General features: G+C 31.4%; 15 protein-coding genes and 1 pseudogene. 15 read left to right on the forward strand and 1 reads right to left on the reverse strand.

The features are described from left to right. Positions 1-141 precede the first annotated feature (141 nt). The 15 genes and pseudogenes from HND50_22160 to HND50_22230 all read left to right on the forward strand — a co-directional run bounded on the left by HND50_22160 (position 142) and on the right by HND50_22230 (position 12,900). A complete protein-coding gene (locus tag HND50_22160; GenBank protein NOG47957.1) occupies positions 142-828 on the forward strand; it encodes a hypothetical protein in 687 nt (228 codons plus the stop codon). A gap of 167 nt (positions 829-995) precedes the next feature. Next, the gene (locus tag HND50_22165; protein ID NOG47958.1) at positions 996-1,166 is read left to right on the forward strand and encodes a hypothetical protein; all 171 of its coding nucleotides are present in this window, start codon (positions 996-998) and stop codon (positions 1,164-1,166) included. Then, positions 1,166-2,011, forward strand: coding sequence for a hypothetical protein (locus tag HND50_22170; protein NOG47959.1), 846 nt, complete (start codon positions 1,166-1,168; stop codon positions 2,009-2,011). Before HND50_22165 ends, HND50_22170 begins: the two co-directional genes overlap by 1 nt. A gap of 152 nt (positions 2,012-2,163) precedes the next feature. Then, positions 2,164-3,273 carry a T9SS type A sorting domain-containing protein gene (locus HND50_22175; protein NOG47960.1) on the forward strand — a complete coding sequence of 370 codons (1,110 nt, stop codon included), beginning with the start codon at positions 2,164-2,166 and terminating at the stop codon, positions 3,271-3,273. Positions 3,274-3,478: 205 nt separating this feature from the next. Continuing rightward, a complete protein-coding gene (locus HND50_22180; GenBank protein NOG47961.1) occupies positions 3,479-5,761 on the forward strand; it encodes a T9SS type A sorting domain-containing protein in 2,283 nt (760 codons plus the stop codon). Between the two features lie 130 nt (positions 5,762-5,891). Then, entirely contained in the window at positions 5,892-6,518 is a 627-nt protein-coding gene (locus HND50_22185; GenBank protein ID NOG47962.1) for an outer membrane beta-barrel protein, read from the forward strand. Between the two features lie 135 nt (positions 6,519-6,653). Beyond that, a complete protein-coding gene (locus tag HND50_22190) occupies positions 6,654-7,736 on the forward strand; it encodes a hypothetical protein (GenBank protein NOG47963.1) in 1,083 nt (360 codons plus the stop codon). Between the two features lie 136 nt (positions 7,737-7,872). Further along, a complete protein-coding gene (locus HND50_22195) occupies positions 7,873-8,457 on the forward strand; it encodes a hypothetical protein (protein NOG47964.1) in 585 nt (194 codons plus the stop codon). Between the two features lie 117 nt (positions 8,458-8,574). After that, positions 8,575-9,129, forward strand: coding sequence for a hypothetical protein (locus HND50_22200; protein NOG47965.1), 555 nt, complete (start codon positions 8,575-8,577; stop codon positions 9,127-9,129). A 20-nt stretch (positions 9,130-9,149) separates the two neighbouring features. Further along, positions 9,150-9,389, forward strand: coding sequence for a DUF5343 domain-containing protein (locus HND50_22205; GenBank protein NOG47966.1), 240 nt, complete (start codon positions 9,150-9,152; stop codon positions 9,387-9,389). After that, positions 9,338-9,763 (forward strand): annotated as a pseudogene (locus tag HND50_22210) (DUF5343 domain-containing protein). Before HND50_22205 ends, HND50_22210 begins: the two are co-directional and overlap by 52 nt. Next, a complete protein-coding gene (locus HND50_22215) occupies positions 9,760-10,341 on the forward strand; it encodes a hypothetical protein (protein NOG47967.1) in 582 nt (193 codons plus the stop codon). Before HND50_22210 ends, HND50_22215 begins: the two are co-directional and overlap by 4 nt. A 12-nt stretch (positions 10,342-10,353) precedes the next feature. After that, a complete protein-coding gene (locus HND50_22220) occupies positions 10,354-11,436 on the forward strand; it encodes a DUF3800 domain-containing protein (protein NOG47968.1) in 1,083 nt (360 codons plus the stop codon). A 114-nt stretch (positions 11,437-11,550) separates the two neighbouring features. Further along, entirely contained in the window at positions 11,551-12,192 is a 642-nt protein-coding gene (locus HND50_22225; GenBank protein NOG47969.1) for a hypothetical protein, read from the forward strand. Between the two features lie 123 nt (positions 12,193-12,315). Beyond that, entirely contained in the window at positions 12,316-12,900 is a 585-nt protein-coding gene (locus HND50_22230; protein ID NOG47970.1) for a hypothetical protein, read from the forward strand. Positions 12,901-13,384: 484 nt separating this feature from the next. On the opposite strand, the gene HND50_22235 is transcribed toward HND50_22230, so the two are convergent. Continuing rightward, positions 13,385-14,331, reverse strand: a 947-nt coding sequence (locus tag HND50_22235) for an IS110 family transposase (GenBank protein ID NOG47971.1), incomplete at its 5' end; no start/stop codon positions are given.

Below are 14,331 nucleotides of genomic sequence, written 5' to 3' on the forward strand. Positions count from 1 at the left end.
GTTTTTCAGTCAAACCGGATATTTGTCAGATATTAAAATTTGAGTTTGTAAAAGTAGTTGTTTTTTAATATGTTACTTGAGTTGCATTTTACCTAAATAATCCGCAACCGAATAATACTATGTTATAAGGCCAAATAAAATATGATGATCCTTAAAAATGAATTAAAGAAATTTGGCATATCTTCCATTTTTACATTTATATTAATTTTTTACTACAATACTAATCAATTCAGAGATCGTCTTTTAGATGGACTAAATACTTCTACATTAGGAATGTTTGAAGAAACCTATTTCATACTCGCAGTAGTATTGTTTTACGGAATTGGCTATTTATATTTTAATATTTTTTATTTCAGTGTTCATTTTATCTTTAAATATTTTAAAGTCAATAAAAGTGTTTTAAAATTTACTGTTTCATTGGTTTCTGTTTTTGTATTTATCTATATGTTAAATAATTTTTTAATTTTTAATCAGCTAAAAGACTATGAATTTTTAACTGGTTCTTATATTCCAATGAATCATGAGAATGCTGTTATTGATTCTTTGAATTACAAGGATTATATCTGGGAAAGAAAGGAAGCTAATAAATCGGCAACAAAAGAAGTTTTAACTTTTAAAACAGATTCCTCTTTGAAAATTAGTGGAAGTGAAATAGTTCTTGATAAGTTTTATCTAATTCGCAAATTATTGGGAATGGAAAAGAAGTATGAAAGAAATTGGAAATATATTTATGGAAATAATTCTATAATTTTTGATTCTTTAAATACTGCTGCAACAATCCAAATTAAAAACAATCGTCTTTATGTAAACCGTTATTTTTATAATTAAATCAGGGGCCTCATAACAAAATGTTCAAACTGAATTTGCTCGTCAGAGCATGAATCAGACTTTGAATATTTACAATCGCAAATCAGCTTAACATTCGGTCGTTATATTGCTTAAAATTTATATGCAATTCATTTAAAAATTATCAAAACATTTGAAAGGAATGAAAAATGTCAGACGCAGAAAAAAAGAAACTAAACAAAAGTGAACTTGCAACAGGGCTAGTCAAAATTACTCAAAAAGAAAATGATTCTTCTGAACATATTGAAAAACAGTTAAAAATCACTCAGACACAAACAGATTCTTCAGAAAATACTGATATCGATACCGAAGAAAAATAATGTTTGATAAAAAAGAGATTAATGCTCCTCTGGATAAGAATGGTAATTATAATATTGCTAATATCAAAGTAGGACAGATATTGTCGCAAAAAAAAATTATTTCTATTCCTATCCATGATAAGGAGCCTGGAAAACAAAGAATAATTTTTATCACAGATGATTTTCAATTAGCTAATATTAATTACGAAAAGCAAATTCCTGAAGTAGCGAATCATGAATCATTGATTAATAAATGTGAAGAAAATATTGCGCTTTTAAGGTGGAAAAACCAAAAACTGCAGCTATTAATAGAATTAGCAAATTATAAACAATCCTTATTTTTTGCTGAAGACAAAAGTAGCTATGATGATATATACAAAATCTTATTGGAATTCTCGGGAAAACTGACCACAGAAATTAAAGTGCAGTACCAATATTTAAATGTGTTGACTACCGTGTTTTCCTCAATTTTCTTAATATTTTTATTACACTATATAAATCTTAATCAATTATTGATGTCACTATCAGTAAACTTTATAAATGGATTAATATTTGGCTTAATTGGAATGGTTGCTTCAACAATCTATTCGAGAATTTCAATTGGGAAATTTACTACACATAAAATTATTTCATATAGGTTTGGCTATGCGATTATAGATTCTATTTTACGAATAATTTTAACGATATCTGTTGTAACTATTTTTTATGTGGGGTTCAAAAGCAAATTGTTTCTAAATATTGGAGAAAATCCACAATATATACTTTTGTTTTTTTCTTCAATTTGTGGGTTTTCTGAACATTTTGTTCCTGATTTATTGACATCATATTCAAAAAAAGATTTTAATAATTTAGAAGAAAATGAGTAACCATATTTATTCGGCGCAATATAACACGGGCATTAAGTAGGAATTTTACACAGCGAGCATGATCCAGGGGTTGAATATTTTGAGGGTGTAAAATCCTCTTATGCCTGGCTCGTTAGCCACTTACATTTTTTAAGTATAATGAAGGAATTGACATGTATAAAATAATAAGTCTAATAATTTTGTTTTTATCAGTAGAACTTGTTTATTCTGGTGAGAATAACCTTTCATTCAATAATTTTCCTGACACAATTTTTATTAACAATGAAACATCCATTATTTGTGAATATCAGAAGATTGAAAACGAAACTATAATTGACTGGAGCTGGCGTATTGAATTTTTTGCTTGCGATAGTTCATCTACTCTAATAAATGAAGATGGCCTCTCAGGCGAACAGCAGAGCCAGTGGCTTTTTAATATTACGAACTTGGCAACCGTTTCTAATAGATGCCGCGAGTATTTTTTTTACAATGACCAATATTATAATGCACTAAAAGGTTATGTATTAGTTTTTGCAAATGACTCCAATAATGAATCTCATAGTTTGATAAAAGAAGTTCTAATTGTTGGTGAAGAATCTGATTACGACCCTTGCCTCTGTTTGGAAGATTTCATTTCTTTTGATTTTGCGAATGAACCTATTGAACAGGATGAATCAGTCAGTTTTACAAGTCTTTTTATTGATGATGATGGATCTGGAAGTAGTACGGAATATTGGAACTGGCAGCTTTTTAGTTTTTACGAAAACGGAAAATACATTTTAAATTCTGTTGATAGCCTTTTTGGCTTAAATAAAAGCATATGGGAATTTGATGTAGATTCTTTAGATAATGATTTTAATTTCACCAGGGATTCTTCTGGCAACGTTATTTCTTTTCTTGTTACAAACACAATAAATAGTGATTCTGGTAATTATGGTATAAAAAGAAAAATAGTAATAATGCAAAATGTTACTTCTTTAGAACCATTTAAACACACGAGTCTATCAAATTTTAGTTTATTTCAGAATTATCCAAACCCATTTAATCCCAATACAAATATCCAGTTTAGTTTACAAAGACCAGAAAATGTATATCTTTCAATTTACAATTCTCTCGGGAAAAAAGTTAAAACCCTTTTGGATGGTGACGTTTTAAATGGAAACAAGGAAATCCAATGGGATGGAAAAGATGACCATAGTAAAAATGTCGCAAGTGGCCAATATTCATATGTTTTAAAAATTGGAAGCCAAGTTGAAACAAAAAAAATGTTGTTAATTCGGTAAACCAGGGGCGTGGCTAACAAAGTGCTGTAACTGAATTTGCCACTCGAAGCATGATTTCGGTTTGGAGGATTTCAAATCGCAAATCGCCTTAACCTCGGTCGTTAGGGCTTTAAGCATGATAAATTAAATCAGTTAATTATATACTTTAGGGGAAATTTTCTTTGATAGTAAAATATAAAGATTTATATACGTTTAAGGATACTTTATGAAAGTTTTAAAGCTTTGTCTTTTATTTGTTCACTTAAGTACAATTTCTAGCATGGCTAATATTATTAATGTCTCAACTGATTCATTAACTATACAGTCTGCTATTGATCTTGCTAAGACTGGTGATACTGTTTTAGTTCATCCTGGTAACTATCAAGAAAATGTTAACTTTAATGGAAAACAGATTGTAGTAGGTTCTCTATTTATCACAACTCGATTAAATAGGTATATTTACGAGACCAAAATTTCTGGAAATAATAGTGGTACTGTTATAACATTTGATAATGGGGAAGATTCAACAAGTGTTTTATCAGGTTTTACTATATCAAACGGTCGTAATGATTATGGTGCTGGAATTTATATCTTAAATAGTTCACCCAATTTAGATAATTTGATTATATCACAAAATAATGCAACCCGTTATGGCGGGGGAATTTATTGTTTTGGTAGTTCGCCTGTGTTAGAAAATTTAAAAGTTTTTGAAAATTCTACAATATTTAAAGGCGGTGGAATCTACTTAAATGAATCCTACCCGATTTTTAAAAATGTTACAATAATTAACAATATATCAAATGATCAAGGAGGAGGAATCTTCCATAAAAAATCACAACCTGTATTTAAACCGGAATATAAATCTACAATTTATTTAAATCATGCAAAATATGGAAGCGATCTCTATTTGGAAAGTTCTGATAGTTGTATCGTTAATATAGATACCTTTACTGTGTCTTCACCCACAGAATATCAAGTTTTTCCAGTTGATAAATATATTCTTAATATTGAACATCCCAAAATTGAGCAAGTAAATTCTGATCTTTATGTCTCTCCAATGGGAAATGATAATAATAGTGGCTTGTTAAAAAATGAACCTCTTAAAACTCTATACATTGCTCTCATAAAAATAAATACAGATTCTTTGAATCAGCGACAAATTTTTCTTGATGAAGGAACATATAGTCCAAAAACAAATGGTGAAATATTTCCAGTAAAATTAAAAAGCGATCTGTTTCTTAAAGGAAAAGTAGATACTCTTACAATTATAGATGCGGATAGCTCATCAAGTGTAATGTTTTGTTATAATATCAAAAACGCTTTCATTGATAATATAACCTTACAAAATGGATCCGGTTATGCTGGTGGTCTTTATTGTACAAAATCAGAGATTTCATTGTCCAATATTTTAATACAAAATAATACTGGTGTATCTGGAGGTGGGATTTTTTGTTATGATGGTTCTAAACTAAAATTTGTATCTGGGACTATTAAGGAAAATGTTTGTCCACCTGGTGTTGGTGGTGGAGTTTTCGTGTCACATTCTCACATAAATTTTACCAACGTAGATATTATTGATAATTCAAGTGGTCAAGGTTCAGGCATCTTTTATCTATATGATGACGATTCTAAACTAATTAATGTTAATATCCTGAGAAATAAAGCATCTAACACAGGTGGTGCTATTTATTGTGATAATTCTGATCCATATTTTTATGGCGTAAGTGTAATTAATAATTCAGCGAGATTTGTTGGTGGTGTGAAGTGTACAAATAATTCTAATCCTAAATTTGTTAATTCAACATTTTATCAAAACACAGCGGAAGACTTATATTATGGATTTATTGACCTCCATAGTAATTCAGATTTGTTTATGTTAAATTCGATTATCTGGAACAATACTCCTAGTTTGATAACATCATCAGAATATGCGGCACGAAATACTATGACAGTTGCATTCTCAGATATTGAAGGTGACCAATCTGCATTTTTTGTCAGAAATGGTGACACATTAAATTGGTTGGAAGGAAATATTTCTCAAAATCCGCTACTTATAGAAAACGATATTGGACAAGTCCAGTTAATGCAAAATTCTCCTTGCATAGATTCTGGTACCAATTTTTTCCTTTGGGAAGAAGATACCTTAATTAACCTCTTAAGTTCAGAATATAATAGTATTGCACCAGATATGGGTGCTATAGAATCAGATTTTGCAAGTAGATTGCTTGATGTAATCAGTTATTCATTTGATTATAAAGTTAATCAAAACTATCCAAATCCATTCAACCCTGAAACATTTATTAGTTATCAAATACCTATTAAGACTAAAGTTGAATTATCGATTTATAACATATTAGGTCAAAAAATAAAGACTTTAGTTAATCAAAAACAAAGTGCTGGAAAACATAAAATTAAATTTGATGCATCTGGTCTTTCTTCGGGAGTGTATTTTTACAAACTAACAACAATAGATTTTACTCAATCAAAGAAAATGTTAGTATTCAAGTAACTGGCCCTAACACGGCAATTAAGGTGAATTCGCCACGCGGAGCATGATTTCAGGCTGGAAGTTTTTGTAGTGGCAAATCACCTTATCGTAGATCGTTATATGTTCTACAATTTTTCAAGTTAAAATTAACATGACTAAAATATTTACATTACTCATTATTACATCTTCTCTATCATTTCCGCAAAATGCAGATTTTAGAATAGGCTTATTTACTGGATTGAATTTTTCAGATATTTCTGGTGATTTTCATTCGGATACATCAATTAAAACAGGACTACTTCTTGGAATACAAGCACGTGTTAATTTAAATAATTCAATTTTCTTTACACCTCACCTATCATATAGCATGAAAGGTTCAACCAATAATGGTTATATTTGGACTGATGATGCTGGTTATTCAAAAAGTTATAAAACAATTGAGAGTTACGATTATTTAACTTTAGACATTTTGTTTTCTAATGATATCTTAAAAATGGAAAACATAGTTGTTGATTTATCTGGTGGGGTTTCGACCTCTTATTTATTAAATGCCGAATGGGATTTAGATTTGCCTGCTGGCAGAGAGAAATTAGATTTAATCAATTCGTCAAACAGATATGATTTCGGGATAGTACTGGATAGTAAATTACATTTTACATTATTTAATAAAAACGTCTTTTCAGGTATTCGTTATGAATCTGGTTTGACTAAAATTCCAGAAATTTCAATAAATTTTAAAAATCGTGGTTTCTCAATTTATAGTGGTTTGCTACTATAGGTTATATTTATATTCACATATAACAATGTATTGTAGGCGAATTTGCTACTCGGAGTATAAACTTAGTTTGGAAGTTACTCAAACGCAAATCGCCTAAATACTCAACGTTATAAAAATCTATTATATGGATAAAATATGAGATTAATAATTAGTTTTGTATTGTTTGTAATTATACTTCAAAGCTGTTCGGAACCCACATCAAGTTCAAACAATAAATCAGTTCAGCAAATTGTTTTCTCTTCATATTCAGGTAGTTATTTTAACTATTTGAGAGATTCAACAAATATTTTTTTAATGAACATCGATGGTACTGGATTCACTAATATTACAAATAAATTAGCCAGATACGACGACATAAGTAGTTCTCCAACAGAAAAGAAAATAGCTTTTGTATCAAATTTGGCAAATACAACTGGTTTTGATGCAAGGAATGAATTATATGTTTTGGATCTAAATACTAATGAATTAATTAATCTGTCAAATACTACATCGGCTTATGAATTCAAACCTACTTTTATGCCTGACGGAAATTCAATTGTTTTTATCTCTACCAAATCAACTGGAAATTATCAACTTTACCGTGTCAATATTGATGGTTCTAATTTGCATCCTCTAAATGATCCGGATGAGATGATCTGGGATAATTTTAGCTTATCAAATGATAGTAGATATATCCTTTATCATAAACGATCATATGATTTTGGTAATAAATTTACAACTCACATTATTAGAAGAAATATAGACGGAACAAATCCTATAAACCTAACACCTGACTTTGAGTACATATGTTCTGGTGCTACATTTAATTTTGATAACTCTAAAATCTATTTTTCACATGCACCTACAGGAATACAGGCGGCACTGTTTTGTATGAATATTGATGGGTCAGAAAAGGAGACAATAAAAGACTATTCAGATTGGGCAATATATAAAGATATGGTTTTCACTCCTAAAGGCGATAAGCTCATTTTTATTGGTGGTGAATTTTTTGATTTATTTGTTATGGATATTAATGGTCAAAACACAGTAAATATTACAGATAACCCTTGGAGAGTTCAATTTTATGATTTATCACATAATGGTAAAAATATAGTATATGCAATTGATGAAGGTAATATGTTGAATTTATATATTACAGATATTGAATTGTCAGAAGTGAATTTAATTCAAGGTACTTTGCAAAATAATAGACACCCAAGATTTTTAATTTATAATTAGTTTTCATGACTATTTTTATAACAAAATATTGTAGCCGAATTCGCTCGTCGAAGCATGATTTCGGTTTGGAGTTTATTCAGCGGCAAATCAGCTAAACACTGGTCGTTATACGCTTTAGTTCTAAATGGATTTTAAAATGATTCTGTACAAGATTTTTTACATAATACTTTTTTTAATATTTATCTCGTGTGAAAATCAAAGACATAAAAACGAAGGTTCTTGTGTTTCCTGTGTAGATTTTCTAAAAAAGGTAAGTAAAGAAAACATTGGGTTGTTTTTTAACACTTACATCGTCCCCAGAGGAACTAATTCCGATGGTTCTCCTACAATTTCAATTATTCAAATAACGACACCATCAGATACAACTTTTACATTTCCTATAGGTGAGCAATTAATAATTACTGATGATTTGTCTGAGGAACATCGCACTGATATTTTAAAGTACGCCAATTCTAAAGGCATAAATGATTGGCAATCTGCCCATAATTATGTGTTAAAGTTTACAACCGAACTGCAGAGGCTATATTATAAATTAAATCTTCTTGAAGTCCATAGTTTTCCTCATTTAGGAGAATTTGTTGAATTTAAAATATCAAAAGAAGACCTAATAATATTTTGTCCAGATACATCAAAAGTGTTTTCTAAAAAGTGGAAAAGTTTTTTTAAATATGCGGAAAAATATGGAAGTGACTTTTATTATAAGAAAGTTTCTAAAAATTAAAATCGCGTCTAACAAAAGCATTAAGTAGGAATTTAACCGCCGGAGCATGATTCAGGGTTTGACGTTTTTGCACGGTTAAATCCTCTTATGCTCAGCGTTATGTGTTTAAGGAAATCTATGGGTTATAAACTAACAAGTCTTGTACATTTACCATTTGATAACAATGTTAAAATGTATGTCTTTTCAATAGGTGATGGAATTTGGGACGGTGGGTTAGCTGAAATCGTTCATAGAAACTTCGATAATATAGCGCGGGAAATTGGTAGCAATGCAATTATAGTTGGAGCACTCAATGAGGCCTTTCATGGAGAGGTTGTAGATAGATACTTTGGCAAAATCTATAAAGATCTAAAAAATGAGTTACCAGCATTACTGATCACCGATACGCACCCCAATGATATTTCTGATGACTCAATGAAATTATTAATACCACTTCGTAGAGCTCATGAAGCATATCCAGTTATCGAGCAGTTTTTGTCAGATTTAGCATCGTTCGTTCGAGGTGAATCCGACGACTTATTAAAATCATTAGAAAAAGGTGTTGGTTTAGCTAAAGCAGCTAATGATATTGTTAAGTTCAATATACCAATTGTTCCTGGTGTTATTGGTGTAAATCTTAATAGTGCAATCACTCATTTACGTTTTTGGTGGAATGATAGAAACAATAAATAGACAATTATGGAGAAAAAATTATGGCTTTAATCAGCTCATATACAGAGGCATATGGAAAGGTTAAAGAATTATTTAGCAAAATTCGTGATGGCCAAGCTCCTGAACAATTTACACACCAAATATTATTGGATTTAGGATTTAAGTCAAATAAACATAGAGCCTATATACCCCTATTAAAGGCGCTTGGATTTTTAACACCTGATGGGAAACAACGCAAAGATACAAAGATTATCGGGATCACTCACTTTCTAAACGAATAATGGGTGAAGCATTAAAGGAAGCATATTCAGATATTTTCTTAATAAAAGAACATCCTACCTCCTCTGATTATAAAGCTGTTGAAGGAAAATTTAAAAGTTATCATAATGTAAGTGATAATGTTGCTTTAAATATGAGAAGGACTTTTTATTCTCTTTTAGAAATTGCTGACCTAAAGACGTCAACTAAAAACAAACCTAAAAAACAAGAATCTCAGGTTAAGCCAGACACCATTGAGAAAAAAAGTGAAAATTTAGAGCAACCTACTTTGTCGGTACCTGGATTACATTATAATATTCAAATACACCTGCCTGCAACTAAGGACGTTGAAGTTTATAATGCAATATTTAAATCTTTAAAGGAGCATTTGTTTTGAAATTTAAAGATTTACGTGATTTTTTATTTCGTGGATTATTATTTGAAGCTGAGGCTTCAACTTTCCAAAAAGCAGGTATTAAAATAGGTGCTGATCAAACAGAAACTGAAGAGCATTTATTAGCCGAAGCTTTATCGCCCTTTCCTGTAAACTTAAGAAACAATGCTTTAGAAATGGCACGATTATATTCTGTCCTTTTTGCTTTTGAAAACCATGTTAGGCAATTTGTTCGGGAAACATTATCTGAGAATGAGGGGCCAGAATGGATAGAAAAATTACCTCGAAATATTAAAACTCACGCTGAAGGTAGACAGAAAACTGCCTTAAAAGATTCGTGGCTTGAGGGTGAAAAAATAGACTTACTCGGTTTTTTAGAATTTGGTCATTTTGCACAAATCATTATTAATAAATGGGAACACTTTGAGTCTATTATTCCATCACAACATTGGTTGAAACAAAGAATGGATGAATTAGAAAAATCCAGAAATTTCATTGCACACAATAGGATGTTACTTCCAAGTGAGTTCCAGAGGATGTACATGTATATTGCTGATTGGAACAGAGTTGTTGGTTTGTAAAGGTTTTATTAAATGAAAACTATTTTTCTTGATGAGAGTGGTTATACCGGCGAGGATTTATTAAATACGCATCAACCTTTTTTTGTATTAGCTTCTTTGGATGTTAGTGAAGTCGAATGTAATGCATATAAAAAACATTACTTTTCCAAAGTAAAGTCTAAGGAATTAAAGTATTCATCGTTAAAAAAATACAAAAATCAGCAAGACATGATTATTGATTTTCTTTCAAGTTTTCTCAAGAAGAAGGATAACTATCAAATATGTATTGCTCATAAAAAATATGTTTTGATTCAAAAATTAGTGGATTTTCTAATAGAACCTTTTGTCCACGAGATGGGAGAAGATCTATATTTAAACGGACAAAACATAGCATTATCCAACTTACTCTATAGTTCATTACCTGCTTTTGGTGGAAAAATTTATTTTGATGAGTTGCTAATAAAATTTCAAATATTTATCAGAGAACAAACTATACTAAATTATGAGAAGTTGTTTTCATTAATAAACCAAGTTTCTGATAATAATGATTTAAATGAAATTTTAGATTTAATTCGTCCTTCCTATGAGATTATTGGACATCGATTATTAGAGTTAATTCCTCCAAACTCTTTAGATTTATCATTTACATTTGGATTAACAACGATGGCCAAGTGGCGAAATGGAAGCGCTGATGATATTGTTTTAATCCATGATCAAACTTCTAATATGTCAAAGCAAATAGTTGAATGGAAAGCTCTTATGAGTGGTAATTTAGAAGAACAAACTTTAGGGTGGGATAAAAGAACATTGAATTTACCTATAAATATTAGTGAAACTAAATTCTGTAATTCTGAAAGTTGGACTGGATTACAAATTGCAGATATCTTAGCTGGTGCATCTGCTCATTCTGCAAAATGGCAGATTTCAAAAAATAAGTCCAAAGATGATTTCGGTGAAAAGGTGTTTGAAATATTTAAAGATGTGAATTTATCTTTGAGTTTATTACCATCGAATAAAGTTACTCCTGAAGAATTAGGGACTTTGGGGCCAAAACATAAAGATTCTAATGAAATAATAGGTAAAATTATCTTTTCAGCTAAAAATAAACACACATAACAAAGGCATCAACACGGAAACTTCACGCGGACGGTGATTTGGCAATCGAAAGTTTTTGCAGCGCTCGTTCCGGTTATGCCCAGTCCGTTAGCAAGTCACCAGAGAGACCACAAAATGAAAAAATATGAGTTGAGAGTTGTAAGTGGATTGAAAGGTGTTTTCTCAATAGTTGCTTTTACATTTCTAATTCTGTTTATACTCATTTTAGTTAAAGATGTGAATAATCTTTTCTCTAAAATTTTAATTTCTCTTTTTATTATTGGATTATTTACATATTTGGTCTTTAGGTTTTGTTCGGGTAAAATTTTGGTTGAGCAAAGCACAAATTCTTTTAAATTTAAGTGGATCGACAGACCATTTTTAGATTTCAGGAAACTTAACCCAATAATTATTAGTGAAATCAAAAGTATTGTGGTTGATGATAATGGACATATTAGAAAAATAAATACCGATATTTTCACGCTAAAAGTAAATAGTTTTAAACAAAAAAATGATGAAGCAGAGTTTTTAGAATGTCTTAATTTGGTTGCCAAAGAAAACAATTTGCAAATTATTGATAGCTGGGATATATGGAATGAAAAAGGATATTTAAAAAACGCCTATAGAATCAATCAAGCAATAATTGTAATTCTTTTTTTATATGCCATAATTGAAAACTACTTTAAATCAATTCATCTGCTGATACTTATATTTATGGTTGTGCAATTAATTTCATATCATTTTTTAATTAAATCAAAAATGGGCAAAAGTCAATAACTTGCTAACAAAGTGCTGTAACTGAATTTGCCACGCGGAGCATGATTTCGGTTTGTGAGTTTGTTCAGCGGCAAATCAGCTAAACACTGGTCGTTATACGCTTAGTTCTAAATGGATTTTAAAATGATTCTGTACAAGATTTTTTACATAATACTTTTTTTAATATTTATCTCGTGTGAAAATCAAAGACATAAAAACGAAGGTTCTTGTGTTTCCTGTGTAGATTTTCTAAAAAAGGTAAGTAAAGAAAACATTGGGTTGTTTTTTAACACTTACATCGTCCCCAGAGGAACTAATTCCGATGGTTCTCCTACAATTTCAATTATTCAAATAACGACACCATCAGATACAACTTTTACATTTCCTATAGGTGAGCAATTAATAATTACTGATGATTTGTCTGAGGAACATCGCACTGATATTTTAAAGTACGCCAATTCTAAAGGCATAAATGATTGGCAATCTGCCCATAATTATGTGTTAAAGTTTACAACCGAACTGCAGAGGCTATATTATAAATTAAATCTTCTTGAAGTCCATAGTTTTCCTCATTTAGGAGAATTTGTTGAATTTAAAATATCAAAAGAAGACCTAATAATATTTTGTCCAGATACATCAAAAGTGTTTTCTAAAAAGTGGAAAAGTTTTTTTAAATATGCGGAAAAATATGGAAGTGACTTTTATTATAAGAAAGTTTCTAAAAATTAAAATCGCGTCTAACAAAAGCATTAAGTAGGAATTTAACCGCCGGAGCATGATTCAGGGTTTGACGTTTTTGCACGGTTAAATCCTCTTATGCTCAGTCTACTTGCCCAGTTGCAAGGAAAATCCTAATTGAAAAAGGATTTTGATTAACTAAATCCGCCTTTTTCATGCGCTTTTTTGCATAATCCGCTGTTTCAGGGCGTACGTCGCCTGTTTACCTGAACATTTCCAACCAGAAAACCATCCCCTTTAATATCCGTCCTTTTGCCCGGACTTACTTACGTTACACCCCGATATCCAGGGATTAACCTATTCTCTATTCGGCCACAAAAGGACCAGGGTTAGCCTGCATATCTGTTAGCCGAAGCGTCCCGCAAAATGCGGGACCTTCCTAAAAGCATAAGCGGCAGGCTTCCCCGGTCGTTGTTAAATTGTTCCAGGTATTTTTAAGGCAAACCCTAATCTAAAACGTTTCTATGCCAAAGAACTAAGCGACTTGTTTTCCAAAACGTACTTTATCCGATGCTTTTAAAGCGGCGTATTTTTTCTCAAGATAAAAAAAATCCGGTACCTTTTCCCTCTTTCTGATTTCATAGACCCTGTTGTCTTTAACAAGGGCAAAGATCAGTTTTAACAGCTTGCTGGAAGCGGCCACCACATTTTTACGGTAGTTTCTTTTGAGCAGCTGTCGCCTGATGAACTTAACACGCACTTCGGGAATATTTTTAACCGTTTCCTCGGTCATCTTGTATAGAATGCAGGAGAGGCGCCTGTTGCCGATATGGTTGATATGACGGGCCCCGACATATTGCCCGGATTGTGACTGCCTTAAGCTAAAACCGGCATATTTCTCCAACTGCTTGTAATGGGCAAATCCGGAAAGGTCGCGTGTTTCGGCGATAAACAAGACGGCCAGTTTATCGGATATACCTTTGAGCGATGTGAGGATGGCAAAGTACGGCGTGGTCTTTGCCAGTTCTATTAAGCGCTTCATGGTTTTATGCATCTGTTTTTCAACTACTTGCTGTAGTGCAAGCCAGCTATCCAGCGCTATGCGCTCGGCCATCTCTTCTGTTTTATCCAATTTTATCCCGATGCTTTCTTTGGCATGGCGCTGCAGTTTTTTCAAATAAATAGATCCACACTGGCTGCGCGAAATGCGGTTTAGCTCCTTTGTTTCGTATTCTGTATCAAGTTCTAAAAAGTGCTTGGCACAAAAATATTTACTAAGCAGATAGGCTGCTGATTTTGTATCTAAACGCAGCACCTTTAAGAACTCCGGGAAAGTCCTGTCCAGCAAAGAGTGGATGCGGTTACGCTGTTGTACGAGGTTATGGCGCAGTTTATCGTAGGCAATGCTTAAGGCATGCATGGCCTTAATCTCATCACTGTACTCTTTATAGAAATCAAAAAAACCGCGTTGGGCATTGCTGG

It is taken from the genome of Calditrichota bacterium, assembly GCA_013112635.1.
GTDB lineage: Bacteria > Calditrichota > Calditrichia > Calditrichales > J004 > JABFGF01.